The sequence below is a fragment of the Pseudonocardia sp. OZ21 genome (assembly GCF_059359135.1).
This window is the reverse complement of sequence record NZ_JCADBN010000010.1, coordinates 81438-100365: the sequence shown is the minus strand read 5'-3', so window position 1 is coordinate 100365 and position 18928 is coordinate 81438. Positions and strand designations below refer to the sequence as shown.

Genomic DNA, 18928 nt, shown 5'->3' with positions numbered 1-18928 from the left:
CCGGGCCGGATGCCACCACGGCGACCAGGATGGGGCGATGAGGCACGTGCAGGACGAGGACGGGGCGGTCGACGCGGTGCCCGGCGATGCGGCGCGCGTCGACGGCTCCGCACCGGCGGATCGTGCTGCCGCCGTACCGATCGACGTTGCGGCGCCCGCCGGACTCCACGAGCACCTGCCTCCCCCGGCGCCCCGCCCGGGGCTCGGTGCGTTCGTCGCGGTGCTGCTGTCGCTCGCGGCCGCGGCAGGGCTCTACGCCTCGTTCGTCGGCTCCGGGCCCGCCCTGGCCGACGGGGCACTGATGCAGGACTCGCTCGCGATCCGCACCGGCGGCCTCACGGGCCTCGCCGTGGTCGTCACGAACGTCGGGAACACGACGTCGATGGCCGTGCTGGCCGTCGCTCTGGGCGCCTGGTGCTGGTACGCGGGGCGACGGGCCGACGCGGTGCTCGCGATCGGGGCGATGGCCGGGGCCGCCGCCCTCTTCCGCACGCTCAAGGAAGTGCTCGACCGCCCGCGGCCACCCGCCGCGCTCCGGCTGGTGGAGGCCACGAACGAGTCGTTGCCGTCGGGACACGCGACGATGTCGATCGTGGTGATCGGCACCGTCGTCGTGCTCGCCTGGAACCGCCGCACCGCGACCAGCCGGGCGGCGCTGGTGTCGGTGGCCGTGGTGTGGGTCGGGGCAGTCGGGGCCACCCGCATCTACCTCGGAGTGCACTGGTTCAGCGACGTCGTAGCCGGCTGGCTCGTCGGGGCCGCCTGGCTCGCGCTGTGCGTCGCGCTCTGGAGTTGGTGGCGCACCCGCCATCCGGAGCCCGCCGCGGTGGTGTGACGCGGGGGAACCTGGGCCGCCGCGCTCAGGCCTGCTCGGCGGAGCACCACCACGTCGAGCGGCCACCCACGGTGCCGTGCACCATCGGGGCGCCACAGCGCGGGCAGGAGGCGTCGGCGTGCCGGAAGGGGATCACCTCGCCCGTGTGCACCCCGCCGTTCGCGATCGCCGCCTTCAGCGCGTGCTCCAGCGCGTCGTACAGCCGGTCCAGGGTGACGCTGCCGAGCCCGCCTGCGGGGGCCGACGGGGAGAGCGCGGCCTGCCACAGGGTCTCGTCGGCGAGCAGGTTGCCCACCCCGGCGAGCACCGACTGGTCGAGCAGCCGGGCCTTGACCGGCGCCTGCCCGCGACCGACCCGCGCACGGAACTCCTCGCGCGTGATCATCTCCGCGTCGGGTCCCAGCAGCGAGAGGTCGGGGTCGAGGCGGACGCGTCCGAGGCGGCGCTTGTCGAACAGCCGCAGCCGGCCGCCGTCGGTGAACGTGACGGTGAACCGGTCCCACTCCGGCTTGCGCGGGGTGCGGTCCGGACGCACCAGCTCGCCCCCGCCCCACTCCTCGCCCCCACCCGACACGATGATCCGCCCGCCCATCCCGAGATGGACGCCGAGCCGCGGACCGGGCCGGCCGTCACGGCCCGTGGTGTCGCAGAACATCGTCTTGCCGAGCCGATGCGCCGCCGTCAGCCTGCCCCCGACGAGAACGCGCGCGATGTCCCCTGGCCGGTGCGGCCGGCACACCCACTCGTCGTTGTCGTCGACGGACCGGATCTCCCGGTTCAGGGCAGCGTCGAGGGCCTGGCGCGCACTCTCGACCTCGGGCAGCTCCGGCACTCCCCCAGTCTGACGGCAGCGCTGGATACGTGCCCACCGCGCGCGTTCCGGAGCCGTAGTGCTGTCGGGAGGGGGGCCGAGACAGCAGTACGGCTCCGAAGTGCGGACACGGAACACCTCGGCGCCTTGACGTGTTGGGCCGCTCGTGGGCCGATCACGGGTACGGGCACCGGAACTCACGGGGCGTCGCTGGCTGAACACCGGGGGCGAACCGCTGTCCCTCGCCGCGCTGCGCGGGAAGATCGTGATGCTCGATTTCTGGACGTTCTGCTGCGTCAACTGCCTCCACGTGATCGACGAGCTGCGGGAGCTGGAGGAACGGTTCGCCGACGTGCTCGTGATCGTCGGCGTCCACTCACCGAAGTTCGTGCACGAAGCCGACCCGGACGCCGTCGAGGCCGCCGTGGAGCGCTACGGCGTCCACCACCCGGTGCTTGACGATCCCGAGCTCACCACGTGGGACGCCTACGCGGCGCGGGCCTGGCCGACCCTGGCTGTCGTCGACCCGACCGGTTACGTCGTGGCGCAGATGTCCGGCGAGGGGCACGCCAACGGGCTCGCCGTGCTGGTCGAGGAACTGGTGGCCGAGCACGAGGCCGCCGGCACGCTGCACCGCGGCGACGGCCCGTACGTCGCCCCGCCGGAACCGGCCACGGCGCTGCGGTTCCCCGGCAAGGCGATCCAGCTGCCCATGGGCACGTTCCTCGTCTCCGACACCGCCCACCACCAGCTCGTCGAGCTGGAGGCGGACCTCGTCACGGAGCGGCGGCGGATCGGCACCGGCGAGCGCGGGCTGGTGGACGGTGTCACCGCCCGGTTCTCCGAGCCGCAGGGGCTCCTGCTGCTGCCCGACGAGGTCGCGGAGGCGGCGGGCTACGACATCGTGGTTGCCGACAGTGTCAACCACGCCCTGCGCGGGGTGCGGCTCGACGACGGGCTCGCGACCACGGTGGCCGGGAACGGGGCCCAGCTGCGCGAGCGGGTGGACGTGGGCGCGTCGTCGTCGGAGCTGTCGACGCCGTGGGACCTCGCCTGGTGGGAGGACCGCGTCGTCGTGGCGATGGCGGGCAACCACCAGCTGTGGTCGTTCGATCCGGTCTCCGGCACCGTCGCGGTGCTGGCCGGGACGACCAACGAGGGCCTGCGCGACGGCGCGCCCGACGAGGCGTTCTTCGCGCAGCCCTCCGGGCTCGCGGTCGGACCGGACGACGGGACGCTGTGGGTGGCCGATGCCGAGACGTCGGCGCTGCGGGCGGTGGTCGACCGGCCCGCAGCGGGCGCGGCGGTGTCGACCGCCGTCGGGTTGGGGCTGTTCGACTTCGGGTTCCGCGACGGGCCCGCCGACAGCGGCACCGAGCCGGCGCTGCTGCAACACCCGCTCGGCGTCGCGGTGCTCCCGGACGGCTCGGTCGCGATCGCCGACACCTACAACGGCGCGGTACGCCGTTACGACCCCGGTACGCGCACCGTCACCACCCTCGCCCGGGACCTGCGGGAACCGAGCGACCTCCTCGTCGACGGCGACGCGCTCGTGGTGGTCGAGTCCGCGGCCCACCGGCTCGTCCGCGTGCCGATCCCCGCGAGCACCCGCGTGGACGGCGGCGCGCACCGCGTCCGGCGGGCGCGCACGGACCTCGCGCGCGGTGCGCTGGCGCTGCGGATCGACTTCATGCCGCCGACGGGCCAGCACCTCGACACGCGCTTCGGCGACCCGACGTCGTTGACGGTGACGGCGTCGCCGCCGGAACTGCTCGCCGACGGCGCAGGCACGGCGACGGGCCTGGCGCGGGCCGTCCGGTTCGCCGCCGACGCGCCGGCCGAGGGAGTGCTGCAGATCAGCGTCGCCGCCGCGGCCTGCGACGACGGCGACGGCGTGTTCGCCGCCTGCCACCGCTACCAGCAGGACTGGGGCATCCCCGTGCGTCTCGTCGACGGCGCACCCGACGAGCTGGTGCTGGACCTGCGGGCGGTGCACCGGTAGGCCGTCTCGGTCAGCCCGCCTACCCGCTCAGGACGGTGCCGGCCAGCCCACCCGGGATGGGCAGGCCCAGCGCCGCCCCCCGCGCCGTCTCCACGAACCCGCGAACCAGCGGCGCGTCCATGTCCTTGCGCCAAGCAATGGACAAGGGCGACGCGGGCAGCTCCCGCACCGGGATGAACGCCAGCCCGGGCCGGTCGTAGAAGCGCTGGGTGGAGGTCTGGGTGAAGGCCATTCCCCGGCGGGCGAGGATCGCCTCGAAGCACTCGTCGACGGTGGACACCTCGGCACCCAGCCGCACCGGCTGACCGTCCCGGCAGTCGGTGGCCAGCCAGAAGTCGCGCCAGTACTCCGGCGCTCGCCGGGCGACGAAGGGCTGGTCGGCGACCTGCTCCAGGCAGATCTCGTCGAAATCCGCGAGCGCCGAGTCGCTCGACACGACGAGCACCCGCGGCTCGACGAAGAGGGTCTCCAGGGCGAGCCAGTCCTGCATCAGCAGCGGCGGCCGGACGAACGCGACGTCCGCTGTGCCCGTGGCCAGCCCGACGTAGGGGTCGGAGAAGTCGTGCGAGCGCATCTCGACCTGGACGCCGGGGTGGCGGATCTGGAAGGCCGACAGGATCCGGGGGGTCAGCTCCGCCGCGGCGTTGGCCTGGAATCCGACGACGAGAGAGCCACGTCCACCCTGGGCCGCAGCGCGGGTGAGCTCGGCCGCCCGCTCGGCCCCGTCGAGCAGGCGCCGGGCCTCGGCCAGCAGGACCTCCCCCGCGGCGGTCAGCTCGACGTGCCGGCTGGTCCGCAGCAGCAGCACGGTGCCGATGTTGTGCTCGAGCTTGCGGATCTGCACGCTCAGCGACGGCTGCGCGATGTGCAGCCGGGCCGCTGCCCGTCCGAAGTGCAGTTCCTCGGCCACCGCGACGAAGTAGCGGAGAAGTCGCAGCTCCAAGGGTGTGTGCACGCTCCCGACCGTAGGCCGGGACCGGGGCGCCGACCAGTTGCTCCTGCCTATCGATCGGTTGGCGACAGGTATTGGACCCGCGCGTCCGGCGGGGAGTCAGATGAGCCGGAACGCTCAGAGAGGAGCAGCACCATGACCACCACCACCCGTGCCCCGGCACCTGCCGACTGGGCCCGCGCCTTCACCGAGGCCACCGACGCGGATCCGGAGATCCAGGCGCACGGCAAGTACTTCACCTGCGCCTACCTGCTCGACATGACCGACCACACGTTCGTCGTGCGCGTCGTGTCGGGGAAGGTCGTCGAGGTCGCGGTCGACCCCGGTCCGATCGACGTGCCCTATCAGTTCGCCATCCGGGCGAGCGCCGACACCTGGCGGAACTTCGGGGTACCGATGCCCGCGCCGATGTACCACGGCATCTGGGCCGCCACCTTCCAGCGGGACATGAAGCTCGAGGGCGACGTCCTCGTGCTGATGCAGAACCTCCGCTGCCTGACCCGCCAGATCGAGCTGCTGCGCTCCGTCGGCGTCCCCGTCTGACGTCCCGAACCGAGAGGAACTGATCATGGCACGGATCTCCCCGGTCACCGGGCACTACGTCGACGTCGAGGTCGACGGTCTGCTGTACAAGGTCTTCTACCTGGAGAACGGCACCGGCACCCCGCTCGTGTGCCAGCACACCGCGGGCTGCCACAACCACCAGTGGCGCGGTCTGCTCGAGGACGACGACATCACCGCGAACTACCGGGTGATCGCCTACGACCTGCCGCGGCACGGCAAGTCGGACCCACCGGAGAACAGCGAGTGGTGGACCGAGGAGTACAAGCTCACGGCCGACCACTACGCCAAGTTCATCGTGGCGCTGTGCGATGCGCTCGAGCTCGAGAACCCGATCTTCATGGGCTCATCGTTCGGCGGCAACATCGCCCTGCAGCTCGCCCTGCGGTACCCGGAGCGGTTCTCCGGCGTCATCCCGGTCGAGGGCGCGGACTACTCCCCCGGCTTCTACCTCGACTGGTGGCAGCACCCGCACGCCAACGCCGCCCAGGTCTGCGCCAGCGGCGTGTGGGACCTGATGGCTCCGCAGTCACCCGACGCCGACCGCTGGAAGACCTGGTTCTACTACAGCCAGGGCTCCGAGGCGTTCAAGGGCGACCTGTACTTCTACTCCGTCGACCACGACCTGCGGGACAAGCTCGGGTCGATCGACGGCGAGCGGTGCCCGGTGGTGATGATGACCGGCGAGTACGACTACCTCACCACTCCGGAGGACGGGCAGCGCACCGCGTCGCAGATCAAGAACGCCTCCTTCATCGAGATGAAGGAGATCGGACACTTCCCGATGAGCGAGAACTACGAGGTGTTCCGCGGGTACCTGCGGCAGGCCCTCGAGACCCTGCGCAGCAAGCAGCCGGCCCGGGCCTGATCGCCCGCCCGGTGCGTCTCCGGTAGCGGGTCACGTCGTGGGCAGAGGACACGACGTGCCCGCTCCCGGACCGGGCGACTCGCGGGATCGGAACGGGCGACTCGCGGGATCAGGCCGGGCGACTCGCGCCCCCGTTCCGGGCGACTCGCGCAGCCGGGGCGGGCGACTCGCGGGGGATGGTCAGCCGATCGCCCCGTGCGGCAGCACGGCGTGCACACCCCAGGTGTCGTTGGCGACCTGCGTGATGCGCAGGTCGACCGCCGCGCCGGCCACCGCGAGCGCCGTGGCCTTCGCGTCGTCGCCGTCGAGGGCGAGCAGCGCCTGCATCCACACCAGCATCGCGTCGAGGGCCTCGGCCATGGCCTCGTTGAGGTCGGGGTGGAAGCCGAAGGTGATGCGGCCGGCCGGGGTGACGGCGTGGATGCCCGGCGCGTCAGGCTCGGTGATCACGTCGAGGACGACCTCGGTGGTCATCGGGCACTCGATCGCCGTGCCCCCGACCTCCCCGTCGCCCTGGGCTGCATGGCCGTCGCCGAGGTGCAACAGCGCTCCCGGGACCGTGACCGGCAGGTAGAGCGTGGATCCGGCCACCAGCTCACGGCAGTCGATGTTGCCCCCGCCCTCCGCGCGCGGTGGGTTGGTGGAGTGCTCGCCGCCCGCAGCCGGGGGCATGCCGATCACGCCGAGGAACGGGGCCAGCGCCACGCTGTGGCCGCGGTCGTTGATGCCGACGCCCCGCTCGGCGTCGAGGTCCCACAGCAGCCGGGACGGCGGACCGTCCGCGAGACCCAGCCGGCGGGTGAGCCAGTTGTCCTTCGTCGCGGCCGCCGTCCAGCCCCAGTCGCCGGGTTGCAGCGACAGCAGGCGCACCGCGAGCACGGTGCCCGGCTCGGCGCCACGGACCTCAATGGGACCGGTCAGGCAGTGGCCCCGCCGCGGCTCGAACATGAGCGGCTGGACCTCGCCCGGCTTCTGCTGGCGCTCCAGGTGCCCGATCGCATCGAGCGACCGCACCACCACGGTGTCCCCCGGCTCGACGGTGAGGACAGGTGCCGTCTCGCGGCTGAAGACGTCGATCGTCGTCTCCGGGGTGGGCTCGAGGCGGTGCTCGGTCATGCGACTCCTTCTGCGGACACCGGGTCAGTGCCGTGTCCGGCCGGCGCGACGGCCGATCAGGATTGCGGTGCCCGGACGGAGCCCAATTCGACCGAACCCCAATCCGACCCCCACCCCAATTCGACCCGTGCCCCAATTCGACCCATTGCTGACATTCGCCCGCTATCGTATCCGATACCGAAAAGAATCGGATTTACCTGAACGAACGAACGCAGCAGCGCGGAGGCGCTACGGCAGGGCCGGCTCAGGCCCCCAGCCAGGTGAGCACGGCCATGACGCGCCGGTGGTCGTCCCCCGAGGGGGGCAGTCCGAGCTTCGTGAAGATCGAGGAGATGTGCTTCTCGACGGCGCCCTGGCTCACCACGAGTGTCCGGCCGATCGCCGTGTTGGTCCGGCCCTCGGCCATGAGCCCGAGCACCTCGCGCTCGCGGGGCGACAGCGTGGCGAGCGGATCGCGACGGCGCCGGTGCGCGAACAGCGCCGAGACGACCTCGGGGTCGAGCACCGTGCCCCCGTCGACGACGCGCTGCAGCGCATCGGAGAGGTCGGCGAGCTTCGCGACCCGGTCCTTGAGCAGGTAACCGACGCCCCCGCCCGCGGTGAGCAGGTCGGAGGCGTAGGACTCCTCGACGTACTGCGACAGCACGAGGATCGCCGTCGCCGGTGCTGTGCGGCGCACGTCGAGAGCGGCCCGCAGGCCCTCGTCGGTGAACGTGGGCGGCATCCGGACGTCGACGACCGCCACGTCGGGCCGGTGCTCGTGCACCGCCTCGACCAGCGCCGTGCCGTCCCCCACCGCGGCCACCACCGACGCGCCCGCCTCGTCGAGGAGCCGGACCAGCCCCTCCCTCAGCAGGAGCGAGTCCTCCGCCAGCACCACACGCACCTAGTGATCCTCCCCCGGTCCCGATTCCCCCAGCCCGACGAGCGGGATCTCGGCGGTGAGCACAGTAGGGCCGCCGGGCGGGCTCACGACGTCCAGCCCACCCTCGACGGTCGCCAACCGGTCGGCGAGCCCGGCCAGGCCGTGCCCCTTGCCGAGGTGCGCCCCGCCCAGGCCGTCGTCACGCACCTGGACGAGCACGCGTTCCCCGTCGGCGCTCACGAGCACCGTGCACAGCGTGGCGTGCGCGTGCTTGGCAACGTTGGTCAGCGCCTCGGTCACCACGAAGTAGGCCGTGTTCTCGACGGCCGCGGCGAGGCGCCGGCCCTCGGGGAGCGCGACGTCGAGGGAAACCTGCACCGGGCACCGGGCGGCGGCCGCCGCGAGTGCCGGCCCGAGCCCGCGGTCGGCGAGGATCGGCGGGGCGATGCCCCGGGAGAGTGCGCGCAGCTCACCCAGCGCCTCCCTGCTCTGCTCCAGCGCCTCGGCGACGAGGGGCCGAGCCTTCTCCGGGTCGTCGTCGAGGCGGCGGGCCACGGTCTCGAGATCCATGTTGAGCCGGACGAGGCGCTGCTGCGGCCCGTCGTGGATGTCGCGCTCGAGGCGCCGCAACGTCTGAGCCTCGGCCTGCACGGCGGCGCGCCTGCTCGACTCCAACTGGGTGGCGCGGGCGCGCAGCGCGGCGGTCTGGTTGGTCAGCAGGCCCCGCACCAGGCCGGCGCGGGCCGCGACGAGCCCCCGCACCACGAACGGCGACGACGCCACCATCACCGCGCCCAGCGCGGTGTTGATCGCGATCTCACCGAGCCGGCCGTCGTTGCCGGTGAGGAGCCAGAACAGCCCCCCACCCTCGTCGTTGTCGGGCAGCGCCCACTGCCAGGTGACGTAGAGGAGGCCGCCCAGCCCGCCCACCGTCCACGCGACGGCCACGACGAACGTGGCCACCCGGACCGGGAAGGCGACCACGGAGTACAGCAGGTCGCGCCACGACTGCGGCTCGGCCAGGGCGCTGAACAGCCGCCCGATGCCGCGTCCCCGCGGGTCGCGATAGTGATGCGGGGGCAAGGGCCTGCCGGTGGCCCACTCGGTGGACCGGCGCTCGACGACGGCGAGCCCACGCGCGGCCCGCAGCGTCAGCACGAGCACGGGCAGCCCGACCCAGACGACGAGCGTCCCCACCCCGACCGCGAAACCGACGACGGCGAGGACGAACGCGACGATGCCCAGCGGGAGGCCGGCGAGGAGGTAGCCCATCCCCCGCCAGAACCTCCCGGCCCCCACGGCTCCCGCGACGGGCGACGCAGCGGGTGGCGATGCGACTTCGGTCATGCCGGTAACCCTCGCCCCCCGCCGCGGCCGCTCCCAGCCGGTGCACCTCCGCAGGAGGGTAGGGCCAACCCGAACCCGGAGGCGCCCCTAATCTCAGGTTCATGACAGAGGACGTCTGGCGGGCCGTCGATGGCTACTTCTCAGGACTGCTTCTCGAACCCGATCCGGTACTCGACGCGGCGCTGGACGCCAACGCACTCGGCGGTCTCCCGGCGATCGACGTGTCGCCGGCGCAGGGCAAGCTGCTGCACCTGCTGGCGTCCTCGATCGGCGCCCGGCGGATCCTGGAGGTCGGCACGCTGGGTGGTTACTCGACGATCTGGCTGGCGCGCGCCCTCCCGTCGGACGGGCGGCTCGTCACCTGTGAGATCGATCAGCACCACGCCGACGTGGCCACGTCCAACCTGACCATGGCCGGGCTCGCCCAGATCGTGGATGTCCGCGTCGGCCCGGCGGTCGACTCGCTCGCCGCTCTCGATGCCGCCGTCGACGGCCCGTTCGACCTCACGTTCATCGACGCCGACAAGGCCTCCAACCTGGACTACTTCCGGCACGCGCTGCGGCTCTCCCGCCCCGGTAGCATGATCATCGTCGACAACGTGGTGCGTGCCGGGCGGGTCGCCGACGCCGAGAGCCACGACGCCTCCGTACTCGGCACCCGTCGGCTGACCGAGGCCGTGGCGCAGGAACCGCGGGTCAGCGCCACGACGATCCAGACCGTGGGATCGAAGGGTTACGACGGATTCCTGCTCGCACTGGTCCGGTAGCCCTGGTGGTTAGCTTCGATCAAGCGACGACGACGGGAGATCGACGTGGAGCCTTCCGACCTGACCGACGTGCTGTCCGCGGTGCGCACGTTCATCCGGAGGGAGGTCGTACCGCTCGAGGAACAGATCGACGCCGATGACGCCATCCCCGAGCGGATCATCGCCACGTGCAAGGAGATGGGGCTCTACGGGTTCGCGATCCCCGAGCAGTACGGCGGGCTCGGGATGACGCTCACCGAGGAGGCCCAACTCGCGTTCGAGCTGGGCTGGACCACCCCGGCGCTGCGCTCGCTGTTCGGCACCAACAACGGCATCGCCGGGCAGGTGCTGCTGGTGGGCGGCACGGAGGAACAGCAGAAGTCGTGGCTGCCGCGGCTGGCGTCGGGCGAGGTGACGGCGTCGTTCGGGCTCACGGAGGCCGACGCGGGCTCCGACCCGTCCGGACTCGCCACCACGGCGCGGCGCGACGGCAGCGACTGGGTGATCAACGGCTCCAAGCGCTACATCACGAACGCCCCGGTCGCCGACGTGATCATGGTGTTCGCCCGCACCAACCCCGAGGCGGCAGGCAACCGCGGCATCTCGACGTTCCTCGTGCCTGCCGGCACCCCCGGGCTCTCCATCGGGCCGAAGGACCACAAGATGGGCCAGTTCGGCGCGTGGACCGCCGACGTCCACCTCGACGACGTGCGCGTCCCCGCCGAGGCGCTCGTCGGTGGGGACGCCGGCCTCGACCAGGGGTTCCTGACCGCGGCCAAGTGCCTCGCGCACGGGCGCGCCCACATCGCGGCGCTGTGCGTCGGGTTGGCCGGGCGGCTGGTCCACGAGTCGGTGGAGTTCGCGAAGACCCGCGAGCAGGGCGGGCGCCCCATCGCGTCGTTCCAGCTGATCCAGGGCCTGATCGCCGACTCGGTCACCGACCACTACGCGGGCCGGGCGCTCGTGCTCGACGTCGCCCGCGCCTACGACGCCGGCACCGACAAGGTGCAGGGGCCCTCGGCGGCGAAGTACTTCGCCAGCGAGATGGTGGGCCGGGTGGCCGACCGCGCCGTGCAGGTGCACGGCGGGGCGGGCTACATGCGCGGGGTCGCGGTGGAGCGGTTCTACCGCGACGCCCGGCTGTTCCGGATCTACGAGGGCACCAGCCAGATCCAGCAGGTGATCATCGCCCGCCAGGCACTGGGGAGGGCGGCTCGCGGCTAGCCGACCTTGAGCTAGGTCGTGCGGCCCATCAGGCGCAGCACGACCAGCACCACCACGCCGACGGCGAGCCACACCAGGCCGCCGATCTTGGCGTTGGCGTCGGCGTTCACCAGCACGTAGCCGATGATCACGAAGCCGCACAGCGGCACCACGAGGTGCAGCCCGTACGTCCGCTGCCGCTGCTTGATCAGGTACCACGCCACCACCGACAGGTGCAGCACCAGGAACGAGAACAGCGCGCCGAAGTTGACCAGCGACGACAGCAGCCCGATCTGCCCGACGAAGAACAGCCCGAGTATCAGGCTGACCACCGACACGAGCAGCACCGCGCGCTCCGGCACCCGCCGCGTCGGGTGGACGTGCGCGAGGAACTTCGGCAACTGCCGGTCGCGTGCCATGGAGAACAGCAGGCGTGACGTGGCCGCCTGCGCCACCAGCGCGTTCGCGATGGCCCACCCGAGAGCCGTGGCGACTGCCACCAGCACCTTGAACCACTCACCGCCGACCAGGCCCGCCACTGTGTAGAACGCCTCGTTGGTGGCCGTGTCGCCGGCGAACTCCGTCTGCCCGGGCACGAGCAGCGCGGCGAGGTAGGTCTGCACGATGAACAGCGCTGCCACCAGCGTCAGCGCGAGCACGGTCGCCCGCCCGACCACCCGGGCGCCGCCCCTGGTCTCCTCGGCCATCGTGCTGATCGCGTCGAAGCCGAGGAACGACAGCACGGCCACCGACAGGGCCGCGAAGATCAGGCTGGGCTGGAACACCTCGGGGTTGAAGAACGGGGTGAACGTCCAGGTCGCCCCGTTGACGCCGCGCGAGATGGCCACCACCGCCAGCACGACGAACAGCGCCAGCACCACCAGCTCACCGAGCAGGAAGATCTTGTTCGTGCGCGCGGTGGTCTCGATCCCGAGCAGGTTCACCACGGTGTTGATCACCACGAAGAGGATCACCCACACCGCCTGCGGCACCGCGGGCAGCACCGAACCGAGCGCCGCCGCACCGGTGACGTAGAGCAGCGTGGGGACGAGCAGGTAGTCGAGCAGGATCGCCCAGCCTGCGAGGAACCCCGCCGCCGGGTGCAGCCCGCGCCCCGCGTAGGCGTACACCGAGCCCGAGATCGGGAACGCTCGCGACATCTCCCGGTAGCTCAACGCTGTGAAGATCATCGCGACGAAGCCGATGACGTAGGTGAGCGGCACCATGCCCATCGACGCGTTGAAGACCACGCCGAAGATCGCGAAGGGCGCGATCGGCACCATGAACACGAGCCCGTAGACGAGCAGGTCGCGCAGCGTGAGGCTGCGCCGTAGCTCCTGCTGGTAGCCGAACTCGCTCAGATCGCCGCCCTCGACGGCCTCGCTGGTCGGACGCTCGGTGCTCACGCGCCGGCCTCGAACTGGGTCATCGTGCTTCTCGTTCCTCGACGTGCCTGCCCGGCGGTGGCTCGGGTCGCCCGATCATCGCCCGTGCTCGATCCCCGGTTCGTATCGATCTGGTTTCCGGACGGGACGGGCGGGATGAACGGGAACGAACCGTTCACACCGAGGCCAGAACCGCCGCCGCGTCCACCACCTCGACCAGCGGGGAGAAGAGGCCGAGCACGTGCAGGGCCGCGGCGTGGCTGCCGTCGTCGGCCCCGGCGCAGGCGTCGGCGACCACCCGGACCGCAACCCCGGCGTCGGCAGCGGCGAGCGCGGTGGAGAGCACGCAGCAGTCGGTCGAGACACCGGCGAGCACCAGCACGCCCTCCCCCACCCTGGCCGCCAGGTCGGGGCCCCACTTGGAGAACGTCGTGGCGTCGACCGTCGGGCCCGGGTCGGCGAAGTCCGGGACCAGGTCGTAGAGCGGCGACTCGGGCGGGACGAGGGCGAAGGGCCAGCGCGCGTAGTAGTCGCGCCACGCCCCGGACGGCTGCGCCGGGGCGAGGAACCGCGTGAACGTCACCGCAGGCGCCAGCGCACCGGCCAGCTCCTGGATCAGCGGCACGATCTCCGCGAACCGCGGGGTGGCCCACTCGCTGCCCGGGTCGGCGAACACGCGCTGCATGTCGATCACCACCAGGTGCGCCGTCACGGGGTGCGAGCCTCCTGCTGCCGGATCGCCGCCCTGCTCCCGACGAGCGTGGCGACGAACGCGACGACCAGCGCGATCAGCACCCCGAGGTTGGCACCCGCCCACGCCCCCTCGCGGCCGCCGAGACCGAGCGGACCGAGCAGGTAGCCCTGCCAGGCCAGCCAGGCCGCGGCGCTGTTGGTGACCAGGCCCCAGCCCAGCACCGTGCACACCACGACCACCGCGATCGGGACCGGCCGGACGTCGCCGTAGCGCCCGGACGGCGAGAAGAGGTCGGTCTCGGCGTAGTCCCGGCGGCGCAGCGCGATGTCGGCGAGCATGACCCCGCACCAGGCCGCGACCGGCACGCCGAGGGTGATGAGGAAGCCGGTGAACTCGTCGAGGAACTCCCCGCCGAAGAACACGACGTACACCGTGCCGACCACCATGATCGCGCCGTCGATCAGCGCGGCCGCGTAGCGCGGTATCCGCAGCCCCAACGCGAGCAGCGCCAGCCCCGAGGAGTAGATGTCGAGCACCGCGCCGCCGACCAGCCCCAGCACCGCCACCACGACGAACGGCACGAGGAACCAGGTGGGCAGGGCGTCGGCGAGCGCACCGATCGGGTCGCCCGCGATGGCCTCGCTGAGGTCGGGCGACGAGCCGGCGAGCAACAGCCCGAACGCGAACAGCAACACCGGCGCGAGCGACGAGCCGAACGTCGTCCAGCCCACGACCCCGCGGCCCGAGGATCCGCGTGGGAGGTAGCGGGAGTAGTCGGCCGCGGCGTTGACCCATCCCAGACCGAAGCCCGTCATGAGGAACACCAGCGCCCCCACCACCTCCTGCGTGGAGCCCGCCGGCAGCGCCATGACCGTGGGCAGGTCGACCCGGCCCGCGACGAGACCGATGTAGACGACGGTGAGCACCGCGGTGACCACCGTGATGACGGTCTGCAGCCGCATGATCAGGTGGAAGCCGAGCACGCCTGCCACGACGATCAACGCGGCCACCACCACCAGTGCGACGATCAGGGTGGGCGTGCCCCCGCCCCAGCCCAGCCGCTGGAACACCGTGGCCGTCGCCATGGTGGCGAGGATCGTGAGCACGGTCTCCCAGCCCACCGTCAGCAGCCAGGAGATCGCCGTGGGAAGCCGGTTGCCCCGCACCCCGAACGCGGCGCGGCTGAGCACCATGGTCGGCGCCGAGCCCCGCTTGCCGGCGAGCGCGACGAAGCCACAGAGCAGGAACGAGAACACGATCCCGAGCACGCCTGCGATGATCGCCTGGACGAACGAGATGCCGAACCCGAGCGCGAACGCGCCGTAGCTCAGCCCGAGTACCGAGACGTTGGCGCCGAACCACGGCCAGAACAGCTGACGCGGGTGACCGGTGCGTTCCTCGTCGGCGACGACGTTGATGCCGTTGCCCTCCACCTGCAGCACACTCGTGCGCGGCGCAGGTTCTGCGGCCGTCCGCTCACCGTCCGACGCGTTCACGACCACGGCGCCTCCCGCTGTAGATGATCGGCCGCACGGTAGGTCGGAGCCCGCCCCGGTCAACGCGGATCACGGAACCTGGACGCGACGGTGATCTCGACCCGGACAGCACGACGCCGCACGGGCCCGTGGGGGCCGGTGCGGCGTCGGGACGGCTGGATCAGTGCTCGGCGGGCCGGATGTGGTACTCGAAGACCAGGCCGCCGACAGCGATCAGCACGAGCACGCCACCGATGACCAGGAGCCACACGTAGAAGAACGCCAGCCCCACGCCGAGGATCGCGGCCGACGCGGCCACGGTGATCGGCCAGTAGCTCCCCGGCGAGAAGAAGCCGACGTCGCCTGCGCCGTCGGAGACCTCGGCCTCCGGGTTGTCCTCCGGGCGGGTCTCCAGGCGCCGGGACACGAACCTGAAGTACGTGCCGATGATCAGCGACAGGCCACCGGTGAGGAACAGCCCGACGATCCCTACGACCTCGTGCGTGAGCACCGTGTAGACGATGGCCGCGATGAAGAAGAAGACCGTGATGATCTCGAAGATGCGGGATTCGACCTTCATGGCGTACCTCAGCTCCCCGCGGAGATCGGCTCGGACGCCGAACGCTGCGTGCGGTCGGTGCTGAACGGATAGGTGGTGTAGGCCTGCGGCGTGCACAGCTGACCGCAGTTCATGGCGCCGAGCGCCTCACCGGCGGTGTAGGGCGCACCCGTGGCCGGGTTGATCTGCTCGCGCAACGTGACCCATCGGTCGTACAGCGCCGGAGACAGCGCCCTGACCTCGAAGTTCATCATCGCGTGGTACGCACCGCACAGCTCGGCGCACCGCCCGACGAAGGCGCCCTCGCGGTCGATCCGGTCGATCTGCCAGACGTTGTCCTGGTCGTTCTGCTCCGGGTCGGGGAAGACGTCCCGCTTGAACAGGAACTCCGGCACGAAGAAGCTGTGGATCACGTCGGTGGAGCGCTGCGTGAACTGGATGCGCCGGTCGGTGGGCAGCACGAGCAGCGGGATCGTGTCGGACGTGCCCTGCGTGGTGATCGGCTGACCGTTCGCCCCGCGGGCGTCCGGGTAGTCGAAGCGCCAGTTCCACTGGAAGGCCGTGATGTTCACCCGGACGTCGGGCGAGGGCAGGTCCCGGTCGACGTAGTTCTGCACGTTGACCGTGAAGCCGAACAACACCGCGACGATGATCGTCGGGATGACGGTGAAGACGACCTCGATCGGCAGGTTGTACTGCGTCTGGCGCGGCGGGGTGTCGTCGTCGCCCTTGCGCTTGCGATGGAACGCGATCGCCCAGAACATCGCGCCCCAGGTGATGGCGCCGACGATCAGCGCCGCGATCGCCGACCAGGTCCACAGGTGACGCATCGCCTCGGCCTGCGGCGTGACCCCGACAGGCCACCCGAACCGCAGAACCTCGTCCACCGAGCAACCCGTGGTGAGCGGGATGACCAGAGCGGCCAGGGCGACCAGCTTCGCCACCCGACCGCGACCCGGGAGCCCGGATCCACGGTGCTCTCTCCCGCGCTGTGCTCGGCCCACTGCGCGCCGCCTCCCCAACCCGTCGTGTTCCGTCGGCCGCCGGATACCCCGGTGGCGGGCGCTTGCCCGCCTTCGACCTCGCGTAGAGCCTAACCGAGCAGGCCCCCGATCCGGGTGTCGGGTGGGCACGGGGGCGGCGCGAGTCGTCGGCATACTGGCTCGCTGTGTGTGGACTGCTGGGACTGCTGACCACCCGGGCCGACGCCGGTGCCCGGATCCAACCGGTGGCCGCGGCCATGCGCTGCGCCCGTCACCGGGGGCCGGACGAGAGCGGCACCTGGAACGACGCCGACGTCGCGTTCGGGTTCAACCGGCTCTCGTTCATCGACATCGAGCACTCGCACCAGCCGATGCAGTACGCGAACGGTCGATACACGATCGTGTTCAACGGCGAGATCTACAACTACCTCGAACTGCGCGACGAGCTCACCCAGCGGTACGGGGCGAGGTTCGCCACCGCGGGCGACACCGAGGCGATCGTGGCCGCCTACCACTACTGGGGCCCCGCCGCCGTCGGCCGGCTGCGCGGGATGTTCGCGTTCCTCATCTGGGACGCCCAGGAGCGCGTGATGTTCGGCGCGCGCGACCCGTTCGGGATCAAGCCGCTGTACGTGGCAGCCGGGCCGGCGGGCGTCGCGTTCGGGAGCGAGAAGAAGAGCCTCCTCCAGCTCGCGCCCGCCCTCGGGCTCGGCGCCGCCGGCGTCTCGGCGGACCTCGACCCGGCCGCCCTGCACCACTACCTCCTGCTGCAGTACGTGCCGGAGCCCGCCACGATGCACCGCGCGATCCGGCGCATCGAGTCGGGCTCGCACTTCACGGTGCGGCCCGGCGGCGAGGTCGAGCAGGAGCGCTACTTCACCCCGGCCTTCCACTCCGGCGCCGCCGCCGGCGGGTCCGCCGCCCTGCACTCCCGGATCGCCGACGTGCTCGCCGACAGTGTGGCCAAGCACATGCGCGCGGACGTCACCGTCGGCGCGTTCCTGTCCGGTGGGATCGACTCCACCGCGATCGCCGCGCTGGCCAAGCAGCACAACCCGAACCTGATCACGTTCACCACCGGTTTCGAGCGCGAGGGCTACTCCGAGGTGGACGTCGCGGCCGAGTCGGCCGCCGCGATCGGCGTGCGGCACGTCGTCCGCACCGTCAAGCCCGACGAGATGATGGCCGCACTGCCGCTCATCGTCTGGTACCTGGACGACCCGGTGGCCGACCCGGCACTCGTCCCGCTCTGGTTCATCGCGCGCGAGGCTCGCCAGCACGTCAAGGTCGTGCTGTCCGGAGAGGGCGCCGACGAACTGTTCGGCGGCTACACGATCTACCGCGAGCCGCTGTCGCTCGCGCCCTTCGAGAAGGTGCCCGGCGCCGTGCGCGGCCTGCTCGGCCGGGCCTCGACCCACCTGCCGGAGGGCATGCGGGGCAAGGACCTCCTGCGTCGCGGCGCGCTCCCGCTGGAGGAGCGCTACTACGGCAACGCCCGCATCTTCCGCGACGAGCATCTCGCCGGGATCCTGCGCCAGTACGACCCCCGCCGCTCACACACCGAGATCACCGAAGAGCACTACCGCGACTCCGTGGCCTGGGACCCGGTGTCCCGGATGCAGCACGTCGACCTGTTCACCTGGCTGCGCGGCGACATCCTCGTCAAGGCCGACAAGATGACGATGGCCAACTCCCTCGAGCTCCGGGTGCCGTTCCTCGACCCCGAGGTGTTCGCCGTGGCGTCCGGCCTCCCGCTGTCGGAGAAGCTGGCCGAGGGCACCACGAAGTTCGCGCTCCGGCGGGCCCTGGAGGGCATCGTGCCCCCGCACGTGCTGCACCGGCGCAAGCTCGGCTTCCCCGTGCCGATCCGGCACTGGCTGCGCGACGAGATGTACCTGTGGGCGCGCGACATCATCCGCGACTCCCAGGCCGACCACCTCCTCGACCTCGCCGCCGTCCAGCGCATGCTCGACGCCCACCGCGCCGGCCCGGTCGACCACAGCCGCCGGATCTGGACGCTGCTGGTCTTCCTGCTCTGGCACGGCATCTTCGTCGAGCGGCGCATCGTCCCGGAGATCCCGGAGCCCGCCTACCCCGTGCGCCTCTAAGCACGCCGCATGGTCAGCCGCGGGCCGGATCTGCGACCCGCGCAACCGACCCGGGCCGGCCGACGGAAGCGGGCGACTCGCGGGCCCGAACCGGGCGACTCGCGGGGCCGAGCCCCGCTGATCACCACGAGACCCACGCTTCCGCCCTTCCGAGGGCCAAGACGCGCGTCTCGCGCCGATCAACGCGCCTCACCCGGGCCCCGCACGCGACCCCCCGGCCCCGCGAGTCGCCCGATTTCTGCGGCCGAGTCGCCCCCGCAGGTCACATGACCGGCGCGAGATCCGCGTCTCGGCCCCGAGAAGGGCGAACAGCCGCATCTCGCAACGATCAAGCCGGCACCCGGGCCACATGATCAGCGCGGTATCCGCGTTTCCGCCCCGCCGAGGGCGAACAACCGCATCTCGCAACGATCAAGCC

17 protein-coding genes are annotated in these 18928 nt (G+C 71.7%); 7 read left to right on the top strand and 10 right to left on the bottom strand.

Features of this window, described 5'->3' with window-relative positions; genetic code table 11:
• Positions 1–37: 37 nt before the first annotated feature.
• On the top strand, positions 38–835 hold the full coding sequence (locus AC5L35_RS22745; protein ID WP_495061704.1) for a phosphatase PAP2 family protein: 798 nt from the start codon (positions 38–40) through the stop codon (positions 833–835).
• 25 nt (positions 836–860) lie between these two features.
• Here AC5L35_RS22745 and AC5L35_RS22740 read toward each other — a convergent pair whose 3' ends face one another.
• Positions 861–1667, bottom strand: a complete 807-nt coding sequence (locus AC5L35_RS22740; RefSeq protein WP_495061703.1) for a DNA-formamidopyrimidine glycosylase family protein — start codon at positions 1665–1667, stop codon at positions 861–863.
• A gap of 145 nt (positions 1668–1812) precedes the next feature.
• Here AC5L35_RS22740 and AC5L35_RS22735 point away from each other — a divergent pair, with 145 nt between their 5' ends.
• Entirely contained in the window at positions 1813–3648 is a 1836-nt protein-coding gene (locus AC5L35_RS22735) for an NHL domain-containing thioredoxin family protein (RefSeq protein WP_495061702.1), read from the top strand.
• Between the two features lie 19 nt (positions 3649–3667).
• Here AC5L35_RS22735 and AC5L35_RS22730 read toward each other — a convergent pair whose 3' ends face one another.
• On the bottom strand, positions 3668–4603 hold the full coding sequence (locus tag AC5L35_RS22730; protein ID WP_495061701.1) for a LysR family transcriptional regulator: 936 nt from the start codon (positions 4601–4603) through the stop codon (positions 3668–3670).
• A 132-nt stretch (positions 4604–4735) separates the two neighbouring features.
• On the opposite strand from AC5L35_RS22730, the gene AC5L35_RS22725 reads away from it, so the two are divergent.
• Positions 4736–5143: a hypothetical protein gene (locus AC5L35_RS22725; protein WP_495061700.1), complete on the top strand. Its 408-nt coding sequence runs from the start codon at positions 4736–4738 to the stop codon at positions 5141–5143.
• Between the two features lie 25 nt (positions 5144–5168).
• Positions 5169–6029: an alpha/beta fold hydrolase gene (locus AC5L35_RS22720; protein WP_495061699.1), complete on the top strand. Its 861-nt coding sequence runs from the start codon at positions 5169–5171 to the stop codon at positions 6027–6029.
• A gap of 180 nt (positions 6030–6209) precedes the next feature.
• Here AC5L35_RS22720 and AC5L35_RS22715 read toward each other — a convergent pair whose 3' ends face one another.
• The 3 genes from AC5L35_RS22715 to AC5L35_RS22705 all read right to left on the bottom strand — a co-directional run bounded on the left by AC5L35_RS22715 (position 6210) and on the right by AC5L35_RS22705 (position 9357).
• A complete protein-coding gene (locus AC5L35_RS22715; RefSeq protein WP_495061698.1) occupies positions 6210–7145 on the bottom strand; it encodes an acetamidase/formamidase family protein in 936 nt (311 codons plus the stop codon).
• A 244-nt stretch (positions 7146–7389) separates the two neighbouring features.
• Positions 7390–8031, bottom strand: coding sequence for a response regulator transcription factor (locus AC5L35_RS22710; RefSeq protein ID WP_495061697.1), 642 nt, complete (start codon positions 8029–8031; stop codon positions 7390–7392).
• A complete protein-coding gene (locus tag AC5L35_RS22705; RefSeq protein ID WP_495061696.1) occupies positions 8032–9357 on the bottom strand; it encodes a sensor histidine kinase in 1326 nt (441 codons plus the stop codon). It abuts the gene before it with no gap.
• A 101-nt stretch (positions 9358–9458) separates the two neighbouring features.
• Between AC5L35_RS22705 and AC5L35_RS22700 the strand changes: the two genes are divergently transcribed.
• Together AC5L35_RS22700 and AC5L35_RS22695 are read left to right on the top strand one after the other, a co-directional pair.
• The gene (locus tag AC5L35_RS22700) at positions 9459–10124 is read left to right on the top strand and encodes an O-methyltransferase (protein ID WP_495061695.1); all 666 of its coding nucleotides are present in this window, start codon (positions 9459–9461) and stop codon (positions 10122–10124) included.
• A 45-nt stretch (positions 10125–10169) separates the two neighbouring features.
• The gene (locus AC5L35_RS22695) at positions 10170–11327 is read left to right on the top strand and encodes an acyl-CoA dehydrogenase family protein (protein ID WP_495061694.1); all 1158 of its coding nucleotides are present in this window, start codon (positions 10170–10172) and stop codon (positions 11325–11327) included.
• 11 nt (positions 11328–11338) lie between these two features.
• Here the strand turns inward: AC5L35_RS22695 and AC5L35_RS22690 are convergent, their stop codons facing one another.
• The 5 genes from AC5L35_RS22690 to ctaC form a co-directional block, all read right to left on the bottom strand.
• Positions 11339–12712 carry an APC family permease gene (locus AC5L35_RS22690; RefSeq protein WP_495061693.1) on the bottom strand — a complete coding sequence of 458 codons (1374 nt, stop codon included), beginning with the start codon at positions 12710–12712 and terminating at the stop codon, positions 11339–11341.
• 154 nt (positions 12713–12866) lie between these two features.
• Positions 12867–13403, bottom strand: a complete 537-nt coding sequence (locus AC5L35_RS22685; protein WP_495061692.1) for a cysteine hydrolase family protein — start codon at positions 13401–13403, stop codon at positions 12867–12869.
• Entirely contained in the window at positions 13400–14881 is a 1482-nt protein-coding gene (locus AC5L35_RS22680) for a purine-cytosine permease family protein (RefSeq protein WP_495061691.1), read from the bottom strand. Before AC5L35_RS22680 ends, AC5L35_RS22685 begins: the two co-directional genes overlap by 4 nt.
• 160 nt (positions 14882–15041) lie before the next feature.
• A complete protein-coding gene (locus tag AC5L35_RS22675) occupies positions 15042–15440 on the bottom strand; it encodes a cytochrome c oxidase subunit 4 (RefSeq protein WP_495061690.1) in 399 nt (132 codons plus the stop codon).
• Positions 15441–15448: 8 nt separating this feature from the next.
• On the bottom strand, positions 15449–16363 hold the full coding sequence (gene ctaC, locus AC5L35_RS22670; RefSeq protein ID WP_495061689.1) for an aa3-type cytochrome oxidase subunit II: 915 nt from the start codon (positions 16361–16363) through the stop codon (positions 15449–15451).
• A 224-nt stretch (positions 16364–16587) separates the two neighbouring features.
• Between ctaC and asnB the strand changes: the two genes are divergently transcribed.
• Entirely contained in the window at positions 16588–18510 is a 1923-nt protein-coding gene (gene asnB, locus AC5L35_RS22665) for an asparagine synthase (glutamine-hydrolyzing) (RefSeq protein ID WP_495061688.1), read from the top strand.
• The last annotated feature ends 418 nt before the right edge of the window (positions 18511–18928 follow it).

Excerpts from the sequence above, each read along its gene's own strand:
- AC5L35_RS22720 (WP_495061699.1), top strand. The coding sequence starts at position 5,169 with ATGGCACGGATCTCCCCGGTCACCGGGCACTACGTCGACGTCGAGGTC.
- AC5L35_RS22745 (WP_495061704.1), top strand. The coding sequence starts at position 38 with ATGAGGCACGTGCAGGACGAGGACGGGGCGGTCGACGCGGTGCCCGGC.
- AC5L35_RS22705 (WP_495061696.1), bottom strand. The coding sequence starts at position 9,357 with ATGACCGAAGTCGCATCGCCACCCGCTGCGTCGCCCGTCGCGGGAGCC.
- AC5L35_RS22675 (WP_495061690.1), bottom strand. The coding sequence starts at position 15,440 with ATGAAGGTCGAATCCCGCATCTTCGAGATCATCACGGTCTTCTTCTTC.
- AC5L35_RS22715 (WP_495061698.1), bottom strand. The coding sequence starts at position 7,145 with ATGACCGAGCACCGCCTCGAGCCCACCCCGGAGACGACGATCGACGTC.
- AC5L35_RS22700 (WP_495061695.1), top strand. The coding sequence starts at position 9,459 with ATGACAGAGGACGTCTGGCGGGCCGTCGATGGCTACTTCTCAGGACTG.
- AC5L35_RS22725 (WP_495061700.1), top strand. The coding sequence starts at position 4,736 with ATGACCACCACCACCCGTGCCCCGGCACCTGCCGACTGGGCCCGCGCC.